Consider the following 23,414-nt stretch of genomic DNA (forward strand, 5'->3'; position numbering starts at 1 on the left):
TCCGCATCGCCCTCGCCTTTTCGCCATGTGAGCAATTGGCTTGTCCTCGCGGACCTTCGTGTCTTGAGAAGGCGCCGCCAGTACTTGACGTTCGCGTGGTCGTTATTGGTCCCTCATTCATCGTGGTGTGACGCATGTACGCTCTGCTCACATGCCACTTTCCGTTGCTTCAATGGTCACTATCTCACGATGGTTTACGGGATGTGCCGCCCTTGCGATCAGAAGCGTGGTCGGCACGATTTCCGTGGAGGAGTCGATATGCACTCGCTAGAGCACGCCCTTTAGCTTCAGTTCGCGTGAGCTCCTCAGCTGCCTGTGGGTCTAGTTCCGATTTTTTGAAACATGTGGGCGTTGCCCCCGCGGCAGTGCATGACATGTTGGTAAGACTGCTGCCGATTTGTTTCGGAGTCGACGAGATTCATGATCCAGTACCTTTGCCGCACGTGCTGGAGCTTGCGTCGGATTTGTATTCGTAATTTCATTTGAAATGAGTTCTGTATTATTACTAGGAGATTAGATGTAAATCGAAATTACAGTTCCGCTACGCGCTTTCGATACGCCTGTACGCGCTCCAAAGTGCGTTGCATTTCGAGCAGCGCGTAATCGGCCCGAGCGTGGAACTCGGCGACGGTGCCCGAATGCTGTTCCAGCGCTTCCAAAGCCGAGGCCGCCGTATCCTCGCCGAGTTGCCGGTATCCCGACTTCAGCTTGTGCGCGAGTTTGCGCAGGGTGTCTCGATCGTCGCTATCGCGGGCGCGGTGCCAGTGCTCGAGATCCGCCAGCGTGCTGTCGGCGAAAACGCCGAGGAGGCGCTGGAGCTTCGCCTCGTCGTTGCCGACGAGCTGTGCGAGTGCGGCGAAGTCCGCCCCGGTCGTGGCCGGTCGGGATGGTTCATCCGCCGGTAGGGGCGGCACGACTTTGGGCAGCATGCGTTCGAGTATCCGTTTCAGGTCCGGCATCTGCAGCGGCTTGGCGAGGTAGGCATTCATGCCCAGGGCCAGACAGCGTTCGCCCTCGCCCAGCAGGGCGTTCGCGGTGATCGCAACGATGTTCAACGGCGGGCGTCCGCCGGCAGCTTCGGCGCGGCGAATGCGTTCGGTCAGGGCATAGCCGTCCAGGCGCGGCATGTGGCAGTCGGTCAGCAACAGGCGATAACGCTCGGGCTGGGCCTGCAGGAGTTCCCAGGCCTGTTCGCCGTCGATCGCCACATCGCAGCCATAGCCGAGGCGCTGCAGCTGACGGGTGATCACGTCGCGGTTGGTGGCATTGTCCTCGGCAAGGAGGATCTGCGCTTCGGCGTGGTCGCTGCCGGGTATTGCCATGTCCGCGCTGGGCTCGGCCGCGACGGCAGGCACGATCGGGCTGGCCAGACCCAGTGCCTCCTGCATGCCGCGCAACAACGCGCCGCTGGTCAGCGGACTGCCGGCAACCACGGTAATCCCGGGCTCGTCGATGGGTGTCTTTCGTTGGAAATCGGCCCGCACCGCGATGAGCGGCAGGCGCGCCGCCGAGGACTGCTGACGCAGCGGGCGCAGCAGCGTGTCGAGGTCTTCGGCGTAGCCTTTGTCGAGCAGGATCAGGCGACGTCGAGAGGGTTCGTCCCCGGCGGTCTCGGCCAGATCGATCCGGCCAAGCAGCTCGCCGAGCGAACCGATGACGTCGATCCGCACGCCGATATCGGCGCACAGATTTGCCAGCAACATGGCTCGCTCGGCCGATTCGCATAGCGCGAGCGCATGTACATCAGGCAACACGTGTTCCTTGGCTTCGAGGTGCGCCATCGCTTCCATCGGAATGATGGCGCTGAAACGGCTGCCCGACGCGACCGCGCTGTCGCATTCGATCCTGCCGCCCATCAGGGTCGCCAGGTGTTGCACGATCGTCAGGCCAAGGCCGGTGCCGCCGAAGTGGCGGGTCGTGCTTGCGTCGGCTTGCTGGAAGGGCTGGAACAAACTGTCCAGCGTGCGGCGGTCCATGCCGATACCGGTGTCGATGATGTCGAAGCGGATCAGGTAGTGCCCACCGTTTCCGTTGCCGGCGCGCGAGGCGCTCACATACACCCGCACGCCTCCCGTCTCGGTGAACTTGACCGCGTTGCCGATCAAGTTGGTGAGGATTTGACGGACGCGTACGCGGTCGCCAAGCACTCGGCGCGGCACGTCCGCGGCGACGAACACATCGAGATCGGTGCCTTTCTGGGCGGCCTGGCCGCGCAGCGATTCGGCCACGGATTCGGTCAGGCGGCGCAACGACAACGGAGTGTAATCGAGCTTGAGTTTGTCGGCTTCGATCTTCGAAAAGTCGAGGATGTCGTTGATGATGGTCAGCAGCACATAGGCGGAATCCTTGCAGACCCCAAGCAACTGCTGTTGCTCCTGGTTCAACGGGGTTTCGAACAACAGCTCGACCATGCCGATCACGCCGTTAATGGGCGTGCGGATCTCGTGGCTCATCATCGCCAGGAAGCGGCCCTTCGCCTCGGTCGCGAGTTGGGCGTCGTGCCTGGACTGCTCCAGCTCGATCAGCTCGCGCTTTCGTTGTGTCGCGTCGCGGTTCACGCCGATCACATACGCGGATTTCCCGGGCCGCCGGTAGGGGACGGCATGGCCTTCTATCCAGCGCCATTGGTGCTCGTCATCGGTATCGGCCAGACGGAATTCGAAAGCGACGGGGGCATCGTCGCGCAATGCGCCGGCGATGACATCGCGGACGTGATTCAAATCGTCCGGATGTAAGCGCGCAAGCACGGTCTCGGCGGATTGGGCGCCGGCCGGGACGCCCAGGATCTCCGACGCGTGCACATCGAGCTCGGCGTCGTCCGTGGTTACGTCCCAGGCCCAGGTCCCAAAACCGGCTGCATGCAGGGCGACGGACAGGCGAGCATTGCTTTCCTTGAGCTGCTCGCGCAAGGCGCGGTGCCGCCAAGCGACGAACGCACGCCCGATGCCGACCAGCAATGCGATGGCCGCGATGGAATAGAGCAGGTAGGCCCAGGCCGTGCGCCAAAGCGGCGGCGTGATTTCGATCGGCAGCGAGAGTTCGGGGCGACCCCAGCGGCCGTCTCGTTGCAACTGGCGGATTTGCAGCGAATAGTGGCCCGGCGGCAGCCGGTAAAAGCTGACCCTGAGGTCGCTGGGCATGTCGTGCCAGCCGTCTTCGAGGCCGTCGAGGCGATAAGACAGGCGACGCGCGTCGCCCAGCACCGCGATGCGGAAGGCCACGTGGCTGTCGCTGTACTGGGCCTTGATCGGCGACAAGCCCTTGCCCTGAAGGTTGATGGTGGAACGCCCGCCGACCTCGTAGCTGCTCAGCACGACCGGCACCGGGGCCGCAAGGCGTATCGTCTGCGGATCGATCCGCCACAGGCCCGTCCAGGTGCCCAGGTACAGGCTCCCATCCACGCTGCGCAGCATCGCCTTGGGATAGATGTCGCTGTCGGGAATGCCGTCCGCGGGCAGGTAACTTTGAAACCGATCGGCCTTCGGGTCCCAGCGCGCGATGCCGCGATAGGTGCCGACCCATAGCCCGCCTTGAGCGTCGTTGGCGACCGCCGAGGCGGTGATGTCGGGCAGCCCTTCGGCGAGGCCGTAACGCTTGAACGCCGGACGACCGTCGGGGCCGGTGATCAGCCGATTCAGGCCCGCGCGAGTCGCGACCCACAAGCGGCCGTCCTTGTCGGTGTAGGCCTGCACCACATCGTTGTCCGACAGCGTACTGGGATCGTTGGGCTTGTGCTCGAAGCGGCGCATCCGACCCGTATCGGGCTGGAAGTTGACCAGGCCGTTGACGGTGCCGAGCCAGAGCGACCCGTTCGGCCCTCCGGAAACGTCGTTGACGATGTAGAACCGGTCGCCTCCGACACTGCGTAGCTCTTGCGCTTCGCGATCGAGCAGCGCGAGCCCGCGCAGATGCGACACCCAGACACGTTTGCGGTCGTCGATATAGATGCCGCTGATGAATAAATGCCGGTTTTCCCTGCCCTTGAGGAAGTAGCGGCTGGTGGATCCATCGGGGCGCCAATGGAGCAAGCCTTCGCGAAGGCTGCTGATCCACAAGCCGCCTTCGTTGTCGCCGATGATGGCGCGCGACCGCTCCGGCAACGGGGTCGAAGCCGTCAGCGGCCGTTGCTCTCCGGTTTGCCGGTCTACCTCGACGATGCCTCCCGGGCAAAGCCCCATGACCAATCTGCGCCGGTCGATCTCGCCCAGCGAGCAGATCTTCAGACCGCCCTTGATGCGGTAGTGGGCGGGGGGCGTCTGGCTCAGACGCAGGCGCGCCAGCCCGGCGCCGCCCATCGCGACCCACAGGTTGTTGCTTCGATCCAGGGTGATTCCGGTGATCGAGCCCGGACGCAGACTGCGCAGGTCGTTCGGGTCGTGGCGCGCGACCGACAGGGTGCCTCGCGCAGGATCGTAGCGATACAGTCCGCTGTCGTAGCCGCCGAACCAGAGTGCGCCGTCGTTCGCGCGGACCAGCCCGGTGGTGAGGGACATCGGCACCGGCATCTGCACGAACTGCGCGGAGCCCGATGCCCAGTGGATGCGCCAAATGCCTCGGTCGACCGCGACCCACAGGCCGTCCGCGTCGGCGGTCATCGCATTGACCGGGCCCTGAAACTGTTCGGGCAGCGCGAGCGACTGCGCGATCTTCGAAGGGGCCGCGGTGTCGATCGCGATCGCGCGCTCGGGGTAGATCACGAACGCTCGCGATCGGTCGGGATTGAGCGCCATCGCCAAGCCGGGTGGCCCGATGCGCGTGGCGACGCCGGTCCGCTCCACGCGCACCACTCCGTCCGGGTTGAGGTACCAGAATCGGCCTTGCGCGTCGGCTTCCAGCCATTCGATGTCGTTCAGCCGGGCGCCGCGCACGGCGAGCTTGGTCAGCTTGCCGGTGCTCGCATCGAGAACCTGCAGCGTGGTGTTGGGCGCAACGATCCACACCGCGTCCCTGGAGGGCGCCAGCAGGTAGTTGAAGCGACTCTCGAGAGTGTCCGGACGAGTGGGGTCGCGATCGAGATCGAAGAAGGTGTGACCGTCGAAGCGATGAATGCCGCGATCGCCTCCGAGCCAGATGAAGCCGTGCGGATCGCTGCGTATGTCGAACAGCTGCGTGCTCTGCAGGCCGTGGGTACGGTCGAAGTACTCGAATTCCGGCTCGCCGGCCGACACCATCTTGACCGGAGGGAGCTGTGCGCCGTTCGATGCCAGGCCCAGGCCGGGCATTGCCCCTGCCATGCACAGCGCGATGATCGGACCGAGCAGGAACCGTCGCATTCAACCTTCCAAGGCAACGCGGGCGACCCGCTCCACGTCGTCTGTTCGCTAGTTCGAGTGAGCCATCCCGGGCTCGCATCGCCGTCGCCAGATTGCGGGGTGGTTCGAGCCGATGTCAAGGTTAAAAGCACGAACAGGCCTTGATTTCAAGGCGTTTTCTGGTTGTTCGTCGCGACTCGGGAAGCTGCCTGCGGTGGCGTTGGATCGAAGCGGCGCCATGCGGATGGTCGGCGAGACCAGACGGCTAGTCGCCCGGGCCGGTGCGGCACAGGCAATCCGGCCGATGAGGGGCTGATGGAGAGGCTGCGCAGGTTTCGACGCCGATCGGGATCAAGGCTACGACCTGTCCATCCGCCGCGAGATCCTCGGTGTTCACCTGATCGGAACCACGAGGGGGCATGGAACAACCGATACGGTCGCATGCGAGTTGTGCGAGCGCGTATCGTGAATTCCGCGAACGCGAAATTGCCTTTGCAAATGCGTCGAATGGCACGAAAGGCGCCGCTCGTCGGAAACTTCATGCGGGCCTTATGAGCTGCCGGGTCGTGAAGCGTTGCTCGGTCGGCCGCGTACCGCCCGAAGGGCGGCGCAACGTGCAATCGCGCCTTGGCATTACTCGGGTCAGCCATCTCGCTTTGGCCATTGCCGGAGTTGGTGGTGCGAGCGCTTGCATCGGATAGCGATGGCAGGCCGGTCCATCGGCATCTTCTCTATGCCCTGCGCGCGAAACGCGAAGCGAAGTCTTCGCCATCGAGTCCCGCACAGCCCGGGCTGTGCGGAAGACTTCACCAGCGGCCGGCTGAACCGGCCGCGTCGAGATCGGCGGCCTTCGTGTACTCGCTAAGTCCGGAAGTACACGAAGGCGGCATGGCGCCGGTTACCAGATCTTGATGCGCTCGGCCGGCGCCAGGTACAGCTGCTCGCCCGGCTTTGCGCCCCAGGCGTCGTACCACGCGTCGATATTGCGCACGGTCTGTGCGCGCTGTGCCGCCGGCGCGTGGCCGTCGGTGAGCAGGCGCTGGCGCAACGCGGCGTCGCGGATCTTGCCGCGCCAGGTCTGGGCGTAGGCAAGGAAGAAGCGCTGGTCGCCGCTCAGGCCGTCGATCACCGGCGCGGGTTTGTCGCCGAGCGATTTGCGGTAGGCCATGTAGGCGATGGTCAGGCCCGACACGTCGGCGATGTTTTCGCCGGAGGTCTGCTTGCCGTTGACGTGCAGGCCGGGCAGCGGCTCATAGGCGCTGTACTGGGCGGCAAGCTTCTTGGTCGCTTCCTGGAAATGTTGCGTGTCCGACGAGGTCCACCAGTTGGCTAGGCGGCCCTGGGCGTCGAATTCCGCGCCGGTGTCGTCGAAGCCGTGGCTGATCTCGTGGCCGATGACCGCGCCGATCGAGCCGTAGTTCGCGGCCGGGTCGGCCTCGGGATCGAAGAACGGCTTGTCGAGGATCGCCGCGGGGAAGTTCATCGCGTTCTGCAGCGGCAACTGCACTGCGTTGACCGTCTGCGGCGTCATCCACCATTCGCCGCTGTCGACCGGTTGGCCGAGCTTGCCGAGTTGGTGTCGGTACTCGTGCAGCTCCGCGCGCAGGCGGTTGCCCAGGGCATCGTCGGCGCGGACCTCGAGCTTGGCGTAGTCGCGCCAGCGCTCCGGGTAGCCGACGCTGACGCGCATCGACTTCGCCTTCTCGCGGGCCTTGGCCTTGGTCTGCGGCGTCATCCAGGCGAGCGAGTCCACCCGTTCGTCGAATGCGGCGAGGATGTTGTTCACCATCTCCTCGACCTTCGCCTTCGACGAGGCCGGGAAGTATTTCTCGGCGTACAGCTTGCCTACCGCGTCGCCGAGCGAGTGGCTGGTCGCGTCGAGCGCGCGCTTGCCGCGCGCGCGCGCCTGCGGCGTGCCCGCGAGGGTGGTAGCGAGTGGCTGGTCGCGTCGAGCGCGCGCTTGCCGCGCGCGCGCGCCTGCGGCGTGCCCGCGAGGGTGGTGCCGTGGAAGCCGAAGGCGAGGTCGATGTAAGCCTTGGGCAGCTCGCCGGGGCCGCGCAGGGCCTCGTTCCAGGCGGCATGATTCAGGGCGTGGAAAGCGAGGTAGTCCTTCCATGCCGGCAAGGGTTCGCTGCCCACCAGGGCGGCGATGCCGGCGATCGCGCCCGGCTGCCAGACCACGATCTTCGGCTGCGCATCCAACCCGGCCGCGGCGAAGAACGCGTTCCAGTCCATGCCCGGGGCGCGTTGCGCGAAGGCCACGGTTTCCCAGGGATTATTGGCCTTGTGCACGTTCTGCGAATCGATCAGCGGCGCATGCGCCTTCGCGATCTTCGTCTCCAGTGCGAGGATCGACTTCGCCTTGGTCTCGGCATCGGCGATGCCCGCGTGCTTCAGCAGCGCGGCCACGTAGGTTTCGTAGGCCTTGCGTGCGTCTGCCATCTCTTTGTCGGCGGACAGGTAATACTCGCGGTCGGGCATGCCCAGGCCGCCCTGCATCAGGGTGGCGACATAAGCCCGCTCCTGCAGGCCCTGGGCGACGAACACGCCGAACAGATTGGCGGTGTGGAAGTTGGTGGCGTTGAGCGGGTCGGTATCGGCGCGCACGCTGGCGCCGAGCACGCGCGACAGGTCGCCGCGCGAGGCGATCGCCTCTACCGCATCCAACTGCGGCTGCAGCGCCTGCAGGCCGCGCTTCTCGATGCCGGCTTCGTCCAGATAGGCGGCGTGGAAATCGGCGATGCGGCGCGCGTCGCTGCCGGGCGCCGGTTTGGCGGCGGCCAGTTCTGCGATCAGCGCGGCGTTGCGTCGTTCGGCGGTCTCCAGCAGCACGGTGAACGCGCCGTAGTTGGAGCGGTCCGCGGGGATCTCGAAGGTCTTGCGCCAACCGCCGTTGGCGAACGCGTCGAAGTCGTCGCCCGGCTTCACCGCCTTGTCCAGGCCGGTCAGGTCGATGCCGGATTTCGCCGCCGCGGCCGCGGTCTTTGCCGGGGCAGGAGCGGAAGTGGTGTCGGTCGGGGCCGGTTTGCACGCGGTAAGGCTGGCGGCCAATGCGAGGGTCAATCCGAGGCACAGAACGTTCGGTCGGTAGGGCATCGTCGTTTTCCGAGGCGGAAGCTTGGAGGGATGGCCGACGTCATCGCCGAAACCCTAGTCGCCGCTCGCGGGGCGGCAGGTTCCGGCCGGCGATCGGCTGACGGTCGGCCGGCGATCCGGGATCGACGGCCGGCGGCCTTCGAATAGCGGCCCATTGTGCTTCAGCTTGTCCTCGGCTTGGAAGTGCGCGGATATTCATAACCGAGCGGAAGCCTCCGATGAGGTTCCACCCGAGCGCGCAAGCGCCGCATCCGGGCGATGAGCCCGTATGCCGGAATGCGCGAGCCGGCTTCGTCGCCCGACTTGCGCAGCGATCTATGAGCCTCGTCGAGTGCGGGCGGATCAGCCCGATTCAGGCCACGCCTCGACTACCATCGGGCATTCGGCGCAGAGCTCAGGTCTTCGTATAGCCCAAGCACGTCGTTGTCATCCACGCCCGGATCGCCGATGGCGTACAGCGTTCCGAAAACCGCCTCGTAGGTGGCGCTGCGATAGAGCAGGCACAGGTCGGCGGCCGAAACGCCGGCCGCCAGCGCCCGCTCGATGGCCGGGCCGACCTCGCCGAAGGTGCTATCGGGGCGACGCCTGCAGTTGGCGATGATGGTGTCGAGCCTGGAGGGATCTCCCAGCGGATTGATGATCTCCCGCCAAAGATGCTCGATCAGTTCTTCTCTCGTAGGCATGGGGAACTCCCGTCCGCGATCGGCCCAGGATGAATCATGGATGGGAGGGCGCACAGGACGCCCTCCTGCTATGTGCGAGCTCAGGGTGCGAACTCACGACCGAGTTGATTGAGCCGCTGCGTGGAAGCTCGCGAGCGCGTCCACTACGGCGAGTGCATCAGCGGTGGCCAGGCGGTGTCGCTGCCGACGCCGCGCTGGTTCCATCAGCACGATTGCGTAGCCGCGGAAGTTCGGCGGCTACGGCTGTCATGGCGCCGTTCTTCGGATTGCCTGCTCGAAGAGGCAGCGCTGCGCTCCCAGGGCAGACCTCAGGCTTTCGCTTCGACGTAGCGCCCGAAGTTGTCGAGGATGGCCTGCCAGCCGGCGCGTTGCATCTCGGCCGGGTTTTCCGACTCCGCATCGAAGGTGGACTTCACCCGGACGCCGTCGGGGCCGTCGATGAATTCGGATTGGACTTCGCGCCCGTCGTCCATGCGATAGGCGATGGTCCGGTAAGGCTCGATACGGGTGTAGGTGCCCTCGAAGTCGAAGCCGAAACTACCGTCCTTGGCTTCCATGCGCGACAGGAATCGACCGCCTTCGCGCAGGTCGACGGTGCTGCGCGTGGTGTGCCAGTCCTCCTGGGCGGTATTCCACTGTTTGATGTCTTCGGGGGTGTTCCAGGCGGTCCAGACGTGGTCCAGCTTTGCGTTCACGAGGGTCTCGATGGTGATCTTCATTGCATTCTCCTTTGATGCCCGGGGTGGGCTTTCATTACTACGTCGAACAGGGAGGGGTCAAAACGACACGCGCCCGAAAATTTTTTTCGGTCTCGATGAGGCGAGCCCCGACCCGTCGTCCCAGGGGTGAGCCCCTGTCGGCTTGATGTCCCGAGGCGCCGGATGGTTTATCCCGATGCAGGCCGCTTCCGGTTCGGTTCCACTCGGCCATCGACGGGTATCCGCCGGGGCAACGGCGGACGTCGGCCTGACTTGGATCGGGTGCTGCCATGCCTCGCCGGTCGTGGGCGGGCGGATACCATTCCGATCTCAGTCGAGTAGCATGGACGCAACTACTCATTCGAGCCGAAGCCGCTTGCTGTCTCGGCTTAATTACGGAACTGGCGAGCATGGAAAGCGTTTGGCGCCCGGCAATGTGGGTCTTGGCCAGCATGCTGCTGGCGGGCTGCACCGATGAGGTAATGGATGCCGGTTACCCGGCGGCCTCGGATGCTGTAGCGAGCGGTGCGGTAAGAAGGGGCTGGGTTCCTGCGTGGGTGCCGGCCTCGGCCAGGAACCTCCAGGAAGTCCATGACGTGGACACCAACCAAAGCGCGCTTTCGTTCACCCTGGAACGCTCCGGGTGGCGACCGCCCGCGCCGTGTCGACCTGCGGAAGGTGGCGAGTTTTCGGAGCCCGCGTTCGATCGTTCCTGGATTCCCTCCGGGCAGGACCTCACCGCCGCCTATGACCTTTACGGCTGTCCGTCTGGTCATGATGAGCCCATGCTGGAGGCCGTGGCCGTGCAAAGGGAGGGGACGCATGTGCTGCACTGGCGCGTGTTTTCCCGTTAGCGACTCATCCAAGCCGATGCCGCCTCGCGGCTCGGCTTAACACCGGCATCAGCCTGCAGGAGAGCATCATGCGCAGCCTGTGTCTCACCATATTCTTATGCTTTGTCGCCGCTTCGGCGCCCGCACAGGCGCGCGAGCCGATCGTTGGCCTGCCCTGCGAAGGCTGCGATGCGGTCTTCGACGGTTTGCCCGACCAGTTCGGTTCACGCGCTCGTATCGCGCCGATTTCGGAACCGGGCCAGCCGATGCTGGTCACCGGACGCGTGCTCGATCAAGGGGGCAAGCCGCAGCCTGGCGTCATTGTTTACGCCTACCAGACCAACAGCGGCGGGATCTACCCGGAGCCATCGGGCGCTCGCGCATCGCATCGGCATGGTGCGCTCCGTGCCTGGGTATCGAGCGACGCGCAAGGCCGCTACGCATTCGACACCATCCGTCCCGGCAGTTATCCAAGCAGAGACACTCCGCAGCATATCCACATGCATGTGCTCGAGCGTGGCTGCGCCACCTACTACATCGATGACATCATGTTTCTGGACGATCCGCTTCTGGCCAAGGCGGAGGTCGCCGGCCGGCCCAAGCGCGGCGGAGCCGGCATCGGCGCGCCGCTGCGCCACAAAGGCGTCTGGCACATCACGCGCGACATCCATCTGGGCCAGAATATTCCGGGTTACCGGTCGTGTCGCAGCGGCCGTGAGGCCTGACAATCCATTCAAGCCGAAGCGCGTCCCGGCTCGACCTGACTCAGGTGTTCCGAGTCAGGCGGCCTGAGTCGGGCGCTGGTTGGAACGCTAACTTTCAAGGATGACTCGTATGCAAGTGCCGTACTTGATTGCAGCAATTCTTGCCGCGGTAACCGGCGCGGTGCACTCGGTGCTGGGCGAGATTCTCATCTTTCGACATCTCCGCGACGGCACTTTGGTACCGGCACTGCCTGCGCCACCGCTACGTGTGCGCAATGTCCGAATCATCTGGGCCACGTGGCACCTCGCCACCTTGTTCGGCTGGGCGTTCGCGGGCGTTCTGTTGCAGTTGGCGCTCGGTCATCCCATGTCCGCGCAGCTCGCCATCAGCGCGATCGTGTTCGCCTATCTTGGTGGAGCGGTCCTGGTGCTGGTCGGCACGAAAGGGCGGCATCCCGGCTGGGTGGCGCTTGCGGCTGTGGCGGCATTGACGGCCGCAGGTTCCGCCTGAGCATCGATGGCTCCTCCCGCAGGCGCCCTGATCGATCGTGGGCTCCGCCAGCGGCATAGATTCGTCGATGTGCTTGCGATGCCAGGGGCCAGGCACTCGATCGCGCTGGCGCATTGCTCACGGGCAGGCGAAGGCCACGCTGTGGACGAGTTGTTGCGTTGGGTCGGGTTCGATCTGCAAAAAGCAGGCATCCTCGTCGACGCCATAGTGCCAGGTGCCTTTGTCGTCGCCTTCGTAGATTTCGCCCTCGCCCCAACGTTTGCGCGCTTCCGCCAGTGGCTGGCCCGGGCACAAGCCCGAAGGCGTGCAATAGTCCGGCGATGTGGATTCCAGCATGAGAACTCGACCGGGCTCGATCATCTCGATACGCAAGCCACGATAGATCAGTTGATAATCATGATCGCCGGAGGCGCCTATCGTGCTCTGGGGCTTGCCGAGCTTTTTGCGGACCAGGGCCAGAGAATCGCCCAGCTTCAAACCGGCCAAGCTCAGCTCGCCACGGGATGGCGCGGCGGGCGGTGCGCCGCAGGCGGGGCCGGCGAACAGCAACGACATCAGAACGATGGCGCGCCAGTTATGAATCTGCATGGTGTCTCCAGGTCGCGGGTTCATGATCGCCCTTGCTTCGGCGTGCGGCTCATTGAAACCGGCCTAGCCGAACCCCGCTCGCAACGTTGAGCGCGTTGCACCCATCCTCGCCGAAGGCTATCCGATTTGCACGCCGGCCCAGGGCGTTTGTTCCAAGGAGCGATGCGCGGTCTCTCGCCATCCGATGCGGAAGTTCGTGCCCGCGCTGGCGTCCTGGCTGTCGTCGAGGCGCTTGCGGTCCGGGGGCTATCTTGGGGAGGCGGCGTTACGAGTAGCCATCCTGATGGCGGTGCCAGGGAATTTCGCCGCTCTACAGCACGGCCGCAGTATGTTTCAGAAAAGAATCGTCGGATTTGTAGTTGCGAATTCGCGATGCCGGACACGGCCCACCGCGGCCCTCGCTGTATCTTGCCCCTGCGGCAATCTGTCGCAAGCCAAGGAGAGGATGACGATGCGCAACATCAAGTTGATCGTGTTGGGAGCCCTGTTGGCGGTCTCCGCCGGTACCGGCGCGGCAACCGCTTCCGCCGGCTGTTACTGCTCCGTCGTCTACTACGACGCAGCCGGTACCGTCGTCGGCATACGGCAGCCGGCCGGATGCGGCGATCCGGGCTGGGGCATCATGACGATCCGATCGAAGGCCTACGCTGGCTGCATCATGTAGCGCGTAACGCTCGCGATACTGCGAAGCCGCCCAGCGCTTCCGGGCGGCTTCGCATCCCTTGAGTCGAGCGCTCGCCGCTGTGCATCAAGTCGTCGCGAGCGAGTCGTCGAAGTCCGTCTTTGACGGAGAAGCAGGTTGCCCGGCGCGGCCGGATCATCCGCTATGCCGGTCCTAATGCACCGGCCTGCGTTTTGCGCTGTTCCTGTTGAGGCTTGGGAAACATTGCCGGCAGGGCGCCGCGCTCACTTCGCATCCGGTCCTGAGCGGACGACTTGTCGGCTCAGCCCAATGACGTCGGCCACGGACTGAAAAAACGGGACCCGTGCAGGGCCCCGCCTGGAATCGCATCGTACGTAGGCGGCTGCGAATCCCTACATCTCCACGATCGGTCCACCCGGATCCGGTGCCGGTGGGCAACCCCGGTCAGGGCTGCACAGTCCGATCAAACGCCATGCGGCGCCGCGGCACTGATACAGCGAGCCGGGATCGTACGGATGATCGTACGCCACCTGGAATAACTCGCCCTCCCGTTCCACGGTGCAGGCGTAGGTCGGTTCCGCTGCCACGGGCGCAGCCGAGCCGATCAGTCCTGCGAAGAGAGCGAGCGCGGCTCCTTTGGCAATCCATCCCTTCATGCGGTGTTCCTCCATTGAAAGCCGCCTCGCTTGATTCCTCTCTGGGTTTGGGCGGTGACTGTAAGCACGGCCCATCGCGATGACGCGAGCTCCCCGGAAGCGGCGGCGGCCTCCGGAATTCCCTGGAAACGACGCTAGCACAGGGCGTTTCGCCAGTCGGTGCGCAGATGCCGGTACCGGCGAGTTCGAGCAGATCGGCCGTGCTGTCGCCTGGGGGCGCTTGAACGACGTTGCGGGCCGCCGGGCCCTTGGGGCGGGCGGTGGATGCGCTCGGTTGCTGCGCGTCCGATCCGCAAGCATTCGCGGGAGCGAACAGGCGATCGCGTTGCGCTACCCGACCACGCATGCGGTCCGGCGCGGGTGCTGGAGCGGGATGCGACTGTCGGCATGCAGCGACGATGCGGGTGCCGCGGCCACGTGCTGTTTCGCGATGCGATGTCGGCGACCGCCCGCATCGAGCTCTGCTGGCCGAGGCCTTAGCGCATCAGCCGCAATGGACATCGTCGGCCGATAGCGCGGTTGCCGGTCTATCGAGCCGGGCCGGGTGTCGGTGGGGATGGCCGTGGCGGACCCGGCGGCAGCGGCACAAAGCATGCAGATAGGGACGGCTGATCCGGCCTGCGGAGAGGCCCATGGACGCTGCATCACGCGCTCTGCCGCCCAGCATCAGGGTGTGCCAGGAAGGGCAATTAGTGACCAAGAATGAGGCCAAAAAGGTCACCTTTGCGGACTGTTAATGGAATTTAGCTAAATTTTGGAGAACTTAGCCGAATTTGCCATTACTTAGGCGCTGCCGACGACTGGCATGATTTTTGTGACGTAAGTCACATAAACTAGATTTGTCGTCCGCCGCCCCCCTCCGGCCGGACGTGGCCCAGTTCTCCGCGATTACGGATGGCTGGGCGATGCAGTTTTGCTTTGCGACCTGAGCAAGGTCTGCGGGCACAAGTCTGAACGGGCAGGAAGCCCCGATAGCTTTAGGGGGAGGCTATGTCGACCATCCAGTCCGAGATCCTGCGTTGCCGATTCGTAATGCGGCTGACGCTGTCTACGCGATCCAGCTCTTTAAGCCCAAGTGTCGCGACGGCGGGCCGCAGGACGCAAGCTGCCGGTTCGCATGACGTTGCAGTGGCGCGTCGCACACGGCGCGCGTTCCCTTTACCGCCCTGGGCGGCCGGATTGGCGCTGATACTGGGCGCAGGCCAGGCATTGGCGGCCACGTATACGGTCACGATGCCGTCCACCGATATCGCCGGCGCGTGCACGGCCGTAGTGGCGGGCGCATCCACCTGCACCTCGCTGCGCGCCGCCATCACCGCAGCGAACCTGACCACGACGGTGGACGACACCATAGCGTTCAGCGCAGGCGGCAGCATCGCCATTGCCTCGGCGCTACCGCTCATCACCGATACCACCACGGTCAATGGCAGCAGCATCACCTTGAACGGCGGTGGCGGGGCGTATTCGGCCATCCAGTTCAGCGGTGCCGGTGCGATCAACAGCCAACTGCAAAGCATCTCGATCGCGAACTTCAATCAGTCGGCAGTCACGATCGGCAATGCGCCCAACGTCGTGTTGAACAACAACACGATCAGCATGTCCAGCGACAGTTCCGATGCCATTCGCTGCTTCAACAGCGACAACTGCAGCATCACCGGCAATAACATCAGCAACGGCTTTTATGGCATCAGCGTGTTCAACGGCACCGCGATCGCCGGCTACAACGCCACAGTCACCGGCAACATCATCACCGGCACGAACTACGGCGTCGGCGTGGCCAGCGTAGGCAACGTTACCGTCGGCAACAATACGATCACTAGCACCAATTTCGCCGGCATCCGCCTGGTGCCGCAGTTCAACCTCAGCAATACCGACAACAACAGCATCACCAACAACAGCCTGACCGGAGGCGCCGGCGCAGGCATCGTGTTCCAGGGGTTCGGCGGGATGGTCGGGCTGAGCACCCTCAGCAACAACCTGATCCAGGGCAACACGATCACCGGCAACAGCGGAGCAGGCATCAGCTTCCAGAGTTCGCCTGGGGTGCTGGCCATCGATGCCAATACCATCACCGGCAACACCGTCACCGGCAATGGCGGCGACGGTGTCGAGATCTCCGGCGCCAATGCCGCCAACAATGCGATCTACGCCAACCTCAATATTTCCGCCAATGCCGGCCTGGGCATCGACCTCAATGCCGACGGCGTGACCTTGAACGATGCGGGCGACGGCGACGCCGGCCCCAACGGCCTGCAGAACTTCCCGGTGGTGACCAGCATTGCCGGCAATACGGTCGGCTTCACCCTCGACACCAGCGCCAATGCGAGCGGCTATCGCATCGATTTCTACAACAATCCCGGCGGCCTGGACCCGACCGGTTACGGCGAAGGCCAGATCTGGCTGGGCAGTTGCATCGTCGCCAGCCCCAGCGCCGTTACCCCAAGCACCTGCACGATCGCCGGGGTCAGCACCGCCACCTTGCGCATGACGGCGACACGATGCCTGACCGGGGCCTGCACCTCGGGCGCGACCTCCGAGTTCAACACCATCGTCCCCACGGTGACGCTGACCAAGGGCCTGAGCGGCAATCGCCTGAGCGACAGCGACCAATTCACGGTGCAGATCAAGAACGGTGCGAGCGTACTCACGACCCCGGGCAACGATACCTCCGCGGGCAACGGCAGCTCGGTGACCGCCGGTTCCGGCACCACCGGGGCCACCGCGGTCGCCATAGGCACCGCCTACACCCTGACCGAAATCGCTGCCGGCACGGCCAACCTGGCCGACTACGCACAAAGCATCGCCTGCACCAACGCCAACACCGGCTCGACCACGACGCTGCCGAGCGGCAGCGCCCAGCCGTTTACGGTCAACCCGACCAGCGCCGCCGACAACATCAGCTGCACGCTGACCAATGCGTCTCTTTCGAGGGTGACGGTGACGAAGGTGTCCAACGGCGGCACCGGCACGTTCGCGTTCTCGGGCAGCAACGGGGTGGCGAACCACAGCATCGTCACTGCCAGTCCAGGCTTGGGCGTGGCCGGCGCGACGCAGACGCTGACCACGGCCGGCGCCGCGACGACGATCACCGAGGCCGCGCCGCCGGCCGGGTTCGTACTGAGCGCGATCAGTTGCACGGGTTTGGGGGCGGGCGGCACGGCGACGCCCACCATCAATGGCGCCTCGGGCGGCAATATCGTGCTCGATGCGGCGGCGACCGCGGCGGGCAGCAACATCGCTTGCACCTTCACCAACACCAAGCTGGCGACCTTGCGCATCCAGAAGACCCGCATAGGCACCGTCGGCGGCCCGGTTGTCTTCAATTTCAGCGGCGACGGCCCCGGCACCGGCCTGCCCAACGACGACAGTTTCTTCTTCAGCCTCAGCACCACGAGCAGCCAGACCCACGACTACGGCACCGTCAACAGCACGCCCTCGCCGGGCACCAGCGCGCTGAACAATTTGGTGCCAGGCACCTACACCGTCGGCGAGAGCTTTACCGACGGCAACAACAACGACTTCGAATTGACCAACGTCAGTTGCATCAACCAGGCCGGCGGGATCACCGGCAGCACCGTCACGCCGACTTACGGGGCCAACGGCGGCAGTGCCGCGATCAACCTGGTGGCCGGCGCGAACTACTTGTGCACCTTCATCAACACCCGCGATCCGCACATCGTGCTGACCAAGGAAGTGCAGGGCGCCGGCGCGACCTTCGGCTACAGCATCACCGCGACCGGCAACGGTTCGATCACGCCGGCCGCTCCGGCCCTGTCGCCGGTCAGCAACAGCACGGCCTCGGTCGATGTGGATGTTTCGGTGCAGAACAACAACTCGCGCGACGTGACGATCACCGAGAACGCACCGCCGGCCGGGTACGTGCTGGTCAGCGTGTCCTGCACCAAGATCAGGACCGCCGCCAACGGGTCGATGACGTCCACCACCTACACCGGCAACATCGCGACCCGCGCGGTCACGATCCTGGATTTCACCCCGGACGACACCGGCTCGTGCAACTTCGTCAATGCCCAGCAATCGACCGTGACGATCCGCAAGCTGAGCACCGGCGGCACCGGTACGTTCGCGTTCACCGGCGGCACCAATGGCCTGCCCGCCAGCTTGAGCCTGAACACCGCCACCGCGAATCCGCAGACCTCGGCCGTATTCGCGCTGGGCACGCCCGGCCAGCCGGCGAGCCTGACCGAAACCGTGCCGGCGGGTTGGACCCTGACAGGCGTCGCCTGCGTGGATGCCAGCAACAACGGCGTGCCGGTCACGCTGACCGGCAGCACCTTGACCATTCCAGGCGGCTCGACGGGAGGCGGCGAAGCCCTGACCTGCACCTTCAGCAACAGCAAGGCGCCCCGCCTGCGCCTGCAGAAACAGTTACCGCTGGGCCGTTTTACGAGCACCGACCAGTTCACTCTGAACATCGGCAGCAGCGCCGTCACCACCACCGGCACGACCAACGCACCGACCGAAACGGCGACGGTGGACCCGGCCGCGATCGGCACCAGTTACACGTTCGCGGAAGCCGCGGCCGCAGGCGCGGACCTGGCGAACTACGCCGTTACCTACGCCTGCAGCAACGCGCTCGGCGGAGGGCAGGCACCGAGCGGCAGCGTCGGCAGTTTCAGCCTGACCCCGGTCGCCGGCGACGATCTGCTGTGCACCTTCGTCAACACCCGCAATCCGATCGCCGACCTGAGCATCACCAAGACCAATACGCCGGGTTCGGGGCCGAGCGATTTGGCCAACGACAGCCTGAGCCGGGGTGCGAGCACCACCTACACGATCGTGGTCACCAACAACGGCCCGGATGGCGTCACCGGGGCGAACCTGCGGGACCTGGCTTCGGATCGCAGCAATCTGGATTGCACCGCGCCCGCGACGTGCAGCGGCACGGCCTGTCCCTCGGGAACGCTTACGCCGGCGCAACTGGATGCCGGTGTCGTGCTGGGCGCGATGGCGATGGGAAGTACGGTAACGGTTGCGCTGACCTGTGTCGTGCAATGAGAGCGGCCGGCCACTGGCCGCTCTCTACCCGATGCTCCGGGCCTCCGACCCCCGGAACTGCACGATGTCCGCGTGCTTCCGGGGAGTGTCGACTCGATGCGGCAGCGAGCGGAGCTGAGACTTCTACGGAACCTTCCGGCCGATAGCCCAGGCCGGAAGGTCGAACCTGCTGGAGCCGTCATCCATTCGGCTCTACCGGCCGGCGAAGATCGAATCGGCAATGAAGACAGAAATCGGTTCGATAGTCGGTGTACGCACGGTCGTCGGACGGATTGTCCGCCACCCACTGATGCGGGATCTTCGCGCAGGACGGGCAACGGAACTGATCGGCTTTGTCGAGCCGCTTGACCGTGCGCACTGCCAAGACGATCAGGATGAGGACGGAAGCGGCTATCGTAGCGACGGCGACCGTGGTCGAGTGCGCAAGGGAGCCGAGGAGCCCGAAGGCGATGGCGCCATAGGAAAACAGCAGGGTGGTATCGGAGGGCGCCCTCAGTCGGTTGTACTCGTCTAACGTCATGCTTCTAAGGCCCCGTTCCTTCGCTATCTGAGGGCTAAACGATAGCAGTGTCAGTGCCTCCCGGCCGGCGGTCGGTGCGAGGGCTTCATACTGCATCGGCCGAGCCTTCGCCGCTTCGCATTCCCGGCTCGGGTCGGTGTTGCAAGCCGCTCCCGACTTCACTGCTTGAATAACAACAGAGGAAAGCCATGCGTTACTTGATGTATGCGGCAGTACTGGTGTTGCTTGCTGTCGGCGATGCGAAGGCGGAGCCGGTGGCAACCGACATCGTCGTCCGGGCGAAGGCCCGGGACGGAAAGTTCATCGGCTCGTCGATCGGAGGCGCCTGGGTTCGCATCAAGGACGCGGACAGCGACAAAGTGCTGGCGGAAGGCTTGACCGAAGGCGGCACCGGCGACACCGAAGCCATCATGAGTACGCCCCGAACGCGTTACGGCGCGATAGCGGGGAACGCCGCCGCATTCAAGGCCAGGCTGTTACTCGACAGGCCGGTGTTTGCGACCGTGGAAGTGCTGGCGCCTTACATCAAGAAGCAGGCCAGGACCGTATCGCAGACGCAACTCTGGCTCGTCCCTGGAAAGCCCATCGCGGGCGATGGCTTGATCGTCGAGGTGCCGGGCATGATCGTCGACATACTGAGCCCGGGCACCCACCTGTACACGCCGCTCAGCCAGGCGCCCTATGAGCTCAAGGCGAACGTGGTCATGATGTGCGGCTGCATCCTCACCGAAGGCGGCACCTGGGACGGCAAGAGCATGGACGTGGCTGCGATCGTCGAGAAGGATGGCCGTCCCTATAAAACGATACCGCTGCAGATGCAGGCGACGATGAATACCTTCCGGGCGCTGTTGGAGCCCGATGCCCCCGGCAACTATCGCATCACCGTCTATGCCTACGATCCGAAGACCGGCAACACGGGGGTCGACCAAACCAGCTTCGTGGTAACGAAATAAGCGGAGTCGAGCCCCGTCGCTAGCGACTCATCCGGTGATGCGCGACATCGGTGGCCCGTTCCGGTGTCGCGCGATAGACCCAGTCGCGCCATCGCGGCGCGTGGGTATGGCAAACTCGGTCGGCTATGGCGCCGGTCGCCTTCGAGCGACGACCGTACGGCAAGCGACATCGGTTGCGGGTAACGCCGCGGATTGCGAGAGAGCTGGATGGGTATGGAGCGACACGCAAGGGATGGCTGGCGGGGCAAGGTCCTGATGGGAGCCTTGGTAGCGCTCGTGGTCGGGGGGGCGGCCTGGTGGGGATTGGGGCGCGACCGGCGGACGGACGACGAGCATCGCTCGGCCTCGCAAGCGACACCGGGCGATGCGCCGGGACGGAGCTCCGTCCCGGCCGCTGCGCCGCTGCCCCAAGGCTCGTTTCTGGATACCCACCAAGAGCTCGAAGTCCGCGCGCGCGCAGGAGACGTGCGGGCCGCCTATCGCCTGGGCCAGGTCATCAGCCGATGTCGTGAGTACCAGTCGATACCCGGTGGCGCATTTACCGAGATGCTGGCGCAAGCGATCGCCAAGGCCGGCAGCAGCATGCGCTGGGGCGGACGCAGAATGGACGATCCGGACGTGCTGGATGCGTTGCTGTACGGCAAAGACAGAATGGACGCGATCTGCGGCGATGTAGGGGACTTGCCGGCCTCGATAAGCAAGGGCGATGCGCGCGCCTGGTTCGAACTGGCCGCGGAAGGCGGCCATACGAAAGCGATGGTCGACTATGCCGCTTTCGCGTTCGAGGAATTCCCCTCCGAGGCGGACCTGCTGGACAACGCCGCGGAGGTGGTCGCACGGCGCGAGCGGGCCCGTGGATACCTGCGCCGAGCGTTCGAGGCGGGCGAGCCCGAAGCGCTGTTGGCATTGGCCGCGTCCCATGGGCATAACGCGTATCTGGGCCGCAACATGACCGACGCGCTCGCTTACTGGAAAGCGTATCGACGGACGGGCGAAGGCAGCCAGCTGCCACAAGGGCTTGCGAAGATGATGGAAGCGCAATTGCTGGAGCACGCGAACCCCCAGCAGATACGCGATTCCGAGCGACGCTCGCTCGAAATCCAGCAGGCATTTCAGCAAAGGAGGGCACCGCGATGAAACGAGGGGTCGGGTTGGGAGTGTTGGCATTGGCCCTGGGCGGGCTGGCCGCGTGGTTTTATATGAGCCGAGCCACGTCAACGCAGGGCGGCGTTACAGCGCAGGTCGTGATCGCCGAAGCGAAAACTTCCGAGAAGCGCGCAGCGCCGACTGGGCAAGATGCCGCCGCCGTGCTTCGGCAACGCCTGTCGCAATTTCCGCAAGAGTCGGCCGCTGATCGCGCCGCCAGCAAGCGCTTCCTCGAGCAGATGTGGAGCAAGAATCCATCCGGTAAGTGGTGGCTCCCTCCGCTCGACGAAGTCTATGCCGAACTGCGCGCGGCAGCGGAACGAGGCGACGTCCAATCCGCCTATATTTTGGGAAACCGATCGGACCAGTGCCGCAAGACGGTGATGGACGGCACGCCGGACAAACTGCTGGCCCGGCTGGAAGATGAGATGGAGTCCTCGGGGGCCGCCGAATATGCACAAGCGCGCATGACGACCGTCCACGATCGATTCACCAGGGAACTCGAGCAGTACGAGTCCTGTTCGCGGGTGGGCCAGGCCGCCCTGGACGAATCGTTGCTGTGGTTGGAGCGGGCAGGTCGGGGCGACGCGAAGGATGCGAGGCTCGCCTATGTGGCCACCTGGTCCGAACAAGCGGGTCGCGACCGGGGGGGATTGATCGCCGACATCGAGCACGCGGCGCAGCAGCGGACCTTGGCGCACGAGTGGCTGGCTCAAGGCCTGGCCGCCGGCGAGGACCGCGCTTTGGATATCTACATCGATGCGTACTCCGGGACCGGCGGACTATTCCCGCGCGACCGGGTGCAGGAGCTGGCGTATGGCTATGCCCGCGACCTGGTCCGGGGCCGCCGCGGTACGGGGTTCGAGGCGCTCTGGGCGAATGGTCCGACTCGCTTCGGCGACCTGTCATCGCAGCAATGGGACGCGATCGAGGCGCAAGGGCGGGAGATTTTCAAGGCTCACTACGAATCGCGCCCGGTGGGGCCGAATGGTGCGCCGCCTTCGCCGTTGCGGAAGCTCCAGCAACAGCAGCAGGAGCGCGCAGGGGCTGTCGATAGCGGGCGCAAATAAGGGCGCAGATAAACTAGTCTGGTTTGCGTTCGGCGGCGCCGCCTTTGCGGCGAAGGCTCCAGGCATGTCCCTTGCGAAGGCCGCCGAGGCCGAGTGAAACACGCCGGTGTTCATCGACGGCGAGAACCGGCTTGATGAACGAGGCGACGGAAGCGAGCGATCGCTTCCGTCGTTGCCCGAGTGCCTGCATTCGGGGCGAGGCTGCCGGCCCGAAGCGGGCCAGCTCAGGTCAGCAGCTTGAGCTTGTCGCGATAGCTGCGCGACAGCTTCAGCTCGTGTCCGGAGTCGAGCAGAAGAAAGTACTCGCCATTGAGGTGGGGGCGCATTTCCTTGACGCGCCCCAGGTTGACGATGGCCGAACGGTGGATACGCGCGAACTTATGCGGATCGAGGCGGCGCTCCAGTTGTTGCATCGTGCCGCGCAGGACGTGGGTTTCGTCGTTGGCGTGGATGCACATGTAGTCGCCGGCGGCATCGATCCAGCGGATCGAGTCGGCGTCGATGCGCAGCAGGCGATGGCCGTCCTTGATCGTCAGCTTGGAGCCGGCGCGCGGATCCTCGTCGCCCAGCAGGCCGTCGACCTTCGATCGATGCGTTCCGGGCAGGGTTGCGATGAACTTGAGCAGGCGCTCGTAGTGATCCTCGGTCTTGCGCGCGGCCAGGCGCGAACGCGCGCGCTCGACCGATTCGTCCAGGCGCGCGTCGTCGACCGGCTTGAGCAGGTAGTCGAGCGCGCTCGCGGCGAACGCGGCGATGGCGTAGTGGTCGTAGGCGGTGACGAAAACCGTCAGCGGGATTTGCGCCGCCGGCAGCATGCGCAACAGCTCGAAGCCGTCGATCCCGGGCATTTGCACGTCCAGGAACATCAACTGCGGACGCAAGGCGGAAATGGCGTGGAATGCTTCGCGGCCATTGCCGGCTTCACCGACGATCTCGATGTCCTCGTGGCGGCCCAGCCGCAGCTCGAGCCCCCGCCGCGCCAAGGCTTCATCGTCGACGATCAGGGTGCGGATCTTCTTCATGTCAGGGCGCCTTCATCTCATGG

General features: G+C 65.0%; 16 protein-coding genes. 8 read left to right on the forward strand and 8 right to left on the reverse strand.

The annotated features are described in order from the left end of the window. Positions 1 to 530 precede the first annotated feature (530 nt). The 5 genes from EX88_RS0109820 to EX88_RS0109835 form a co-directional block, all read right to left on the reverse strand. The gene (locus tag EX88_RS0109820) at positions 531 to 5,273 is read right to left on the reverse strand and encodes an ATP-binding protein (protein ID WP_081930824.1); all 4,743 of its coding nucleotides are present in this window, start codon (positions 5,271 to 5,273) and stop codon (positions 531 to 533) included. Between the two features lie 877 nt (positions 5,274 to 6,150). Then, entirely contained in the window at positions 6,151 to 7,092 is a 942-nt protein-coding gene (locus EX88_RS27470) for a M13-type metalloendopeptidase (RefSeq protein WP_430536905.1), read from the reverse strand. Positions 7,093 to 7,097: 5 nt separating this feature from the next. Beyond that, entirely contained in the window at positions 7,098 to 8,348 is a 1,251-nt protein-coding gene (locus tag EX88_RS27475) for a hypothetical protein (RefSeq protein WP_430536904.1), read from the reverse strand. Between the two features lie 368 nt (positions 8,349 to 8,716). Continuing rightward, on the reverse strand, positions 8,717 to 9,031 hold the full coding sequence (locus tag EX88_RS0109830) for a hypothetical protein (RefSeq protein WP_031371824.1): 315 nt from the start codon (positions 9,029 to 9,031) through the stop codon (positions 8,717 to 8,719). A 308-nt stretch (positions 9,032 to 9,339) separates the two neighbouring features. Then, a complete protein-coding gene (locus EX88_RS0109835; protein ID WP_031371825.1) occupies positions 9,340 to 9,750 on the reverse strand; it encodes an SRPBCC family protein in 411 nt (136 codons plus the stop codon). A 389-nt stretch (positions 9,751 to 10,139) separates the two neighbouring features. Here EX88_RS0109835 and EX88_RS24475 point away from each other — a divergent pair, with 389 nt between their 5' ends. The 3 genes from EX88_RS24475 to EX88_RS0109850 all read left to right on the forward strand — a co-directional run bounded on the left by EX88_RS24475 (position 10,140) and on the right by EX88_RS0109850 (position 11,777). Then, the gene (locus EX88_RS24475) at positions 10,140 to 10,583 is read left to right on the forward strand and encodes a hypothetical protein (protein ID WP_152566198.1); all 444 of its coding nucleotides are present in this window, start codon (positions 10,140 to 10,142) and stop codon (positions 10,581 to 10,583) included. Positions 10,584 to 10,651: 68 nt separating this feature from the next. Beyond that, complete coding sequence (locus EX88_RS0109845) at positions 10,652 to 11,287, forward strand: hypothetical protein (RefSeq protein WP_031371827.1); 636 nt, start codon at positions 10,652 to 10,654, stop codon at positions 11,285 to 11,287. A gap of 109 nt (positions 11,288 to 11,396) precedes the next feature. Next, positions 11,397 to 11,777 (forward strand): hypothetical protein, encoded by a 381-nt coding sequence (locus tag EX88_RS0109850; RefSeq protein WP_031371828.1) that lies wholly within the window; start codon positions 11,397 to 11,399, stop codon positions 11,775 to 11,777. A 117-nt stretch (positions 11,778 to 11,894) separates the two neighbouring features. Here the strand turns inward: EX88_RS0109850 and EX88_RS0109855 are convergent, their stop codons facing one another. Continuing rightward, on the reverse strand, positions 11,895 to 12,365 hold the full coding sequence (locus EX88_RS0109855) for a hypothetical protein (protein ID WP_031371829.1): 471 nt from the start codon (positions 12,363 to 12,365) through the stop codon (positions 11,895 to 11,897). 451 nt (positions 12,366 to 12,816) lie between these two features. On the opposite strand from EX88_RS0109855, the gene EX88_RS0109860 reads away from it, so the two are divergent. Continuing rightward, positions 12,817 to 13,029, forward strand: a complete 213-nt coding sequence (locus EX88_RS0109860) for a DUF6289 family protein (protein ID WP_057916470.1) — start codon at positions 12,817 to 12,819, stop codon at positions 13,027 to 13,029. 1,868 nt (positions 13,030 to 14,897) lie between these two features. Continuing rightward, the gene (locus EX88_RS0109865) at positions 14,898 to 18,680 is read left to right on the forward strand and encodes a beta strand repeat-containing protein (protein ID WP_031371831.1); all 3,783 of its coding nucleotides are present in this window, start codon (positions 14,898 to 14,900) and stop codon (positions 18,678 to 18,680) included. Between the two features lie 178 nt (positions 18,681 to 18,858). Here EX88_RS0109865 and EX88_RS0109870 read toward each other — a convergent pair whose 3' ends face one another. Continuing rightward, positions 18,859 to 19,296 carry a hypothetical protein gene (locus EX88_RS0109870; protein WP_031371832.1) on the reverse strand — a complete coding sequence of 146 codons (438 nt, stop codon included), beginning with the start codon at positions 19,294 to 19,296 and terminating at the stop codon, positions 18,859 to 18,861. A 92-nt stretch (positions 19,297 to 19,388) separates the two neighbouring features. Here EX88_RS0109870 and EX88_RS0109875 point away from each other — a divergent pair, with 92 nt between their 5' ends. From EX88_RS0109875 to EX88_RS0109885, 3 genes are all read left to right on the forward strand, one after another. Next, positions 19,389 to 20,153 (forward strand): hypothetical protein, encoded by a 765-nt coding sequence (locus EX88_RS0109875; RefSeq protein ID WP_031371833.1) that lies wholly within the window; start codon positions 19,389 to 19,391, stop codon positions 20,151 to 20,153. 213 nt (positions 20,154 to 20,366) lie between these two features. Further along, positions 20,367 to 21,290 carry a hypothetical protein gene (locus tag EX88_RS0109880; RefSeq protein ID WP_031371834.1) on the forward strand — a complete coding sequence of 308 codons (924 nt, stop codon included), beginning with the start codon at positions 20,367 to 20,369 and terminating at the stop codon, positions 21,288 to 21,290. Then, positions 21,287 to 22,369, forward strand: coding sequence for a hypothetical protein (locus EX88_RS0109885; RefSeq protein WP_031371835.1), 1,083 nt, complete (start codon positions 21,287 to 21,289; stop codon positions 22,367 to 22,369). Before EX88_RS0109880 ends, EX88_RS0109885 begins: the two co-directional genes overlap by 4 nt. A 224-nt stretch (positions 22,370 to 22,593) precedes the next feature. Here EX88_RS0109885 and EX88_RS0109890 read toward each other — a convergent pair whose 3' ends face one another. After that, positions 22,594 to 23,391, reverse strand: a complete 798-nt coding sequence (locus tag EX88_RS0109890) for a LytR/AlgR family response regulator transcription factor (RefSeq protein WP_031371836.1) — start codon at positions 23,389 to 23,391, stop codon at positions 22,594 to 22,596. Positions 23,392 to 23,414: the final 23 nt, after the last annotated feature.

Origin of the sequence: Lysobacter antibioticus, assembly GCF_000731095.1 — a bacterium.
GTDB lineage: Bacteria > Pseudomonadota > Gammaproteobacteria > Xanthomonadales > Xanthomonadaceae > Lysobacter > Lysobacter antibioticus_B.

Excerpts from the sequence above, each read along its gene's own strand:
- EX88_RS0109820 (WP_081930824.1), bottom strand. The coding sequence starts at position 5,273 with ATGCGACGGTTCCTGCTCGGTCCGATCATCGCGCTGTGCATGGCAGGG.
- EX88_RS27475 (WP_430536904.1), bottom strand. The coding sequence starts at position 8,348 with ATGCCCTACCGACCGAACGTTCTGTGCCTCGGATTGACCCTCGCATTG.
- EX88_RS0109830 (WP_031371824.1), bottom strand. The coding sequence starts at position 9,031 with ATGCCTACGAGAGAAGAACTGATCGAGCATCTTTGGCGGGAGATCATC.
- EX88_RS0109835 (WP_031371825.1), bottom strand. The coding sequence starts at position 9,750 with ATGAAGATCACCATCGAGACCCTCGTGAACGCAAAGCTGGACCACGTC.
- EX88_RS24475 (WP_152566198.1), top strand. The coding sequence starts at position 10,140 with ATGGAAAGCGTTTGGCGCCCGGCAATGTGGGTCTTGGCCAGCATGCTG.
- EX88_RS0109845 (WP_031371827.1), top strand. The coding sequence starts at position 10,652 with ATGCGCAGCCTGTGTCTCACCATATTCTTATGCTTTGTCGCCGCTTCG.
- EX88_RS0109850 (WP_031371828.1), top strand. The coding sequence starts at position 11,397 with ATGCAAGTGCCGTACTTGATTGCAGCAATTCTTGCCGCGGTAACCGGC.
- EX88_RS0109855 (WP_031371829.1), bottom strand. The coding sequence starts at position 12,365 with ATGCAGATTCATAACTGGCGCGCCATCGTTCTGATGTCGTTGCTGTTC.
- EX88_RS0109860 (WP_057916470.1), top strand. The coding sequence starts at position 12,817 with ATGCGCAACATCAAGTTGATCGTGTTGGGAGCCCTGTTGGCGGTCTCC.
- EX88_RS0109865 (WP_031371831.1), top strand. The coding sequence starts at position 14,898 with ATGCCGTCCACCGATATCGCCGGCGCGTGCACGGCCGTAGTGGCGGGC.
- EX88_RS0109870 (WP_031371832.1), bottom strand. The coding sequence starts at position 19,296 with ATGCAGTATGAAGCCCTCGCACCGACCGCCGGCCGGGAGGCACTGACA.
- EX88_RS0109875 (WP_031371833.1), top strand. The coding sequence starts at position 19,389 with ATGCGTTACTTGATGTATGCGGCAGTACTGGTGTTGCTTGCTGTCGGC.
- EX88_RS0109880 (WP_031371834.1), top strand. The coding sequence starts at position 20,367 with ATGGAGCGACACGCAAGGGATGGCTGGCGGGGCAAGGTCCTGATGGGA.
- EX88_RS0109885 (WP_031371835.1), top strand. The coding sequence starts at position 21,287 with ATGAAACGAGGGGTCGGGTTGGGAGTGTTGGCATTGGCCCTGGGCGGG.
- EX88_RS0109890 (WP_031371836.1), bottom strand. The coding sequence starts at position 23,391 with ATGAAGAAGATCCGCACCCTGATCGTCGACGATGAAGCCTTGGCGCGG.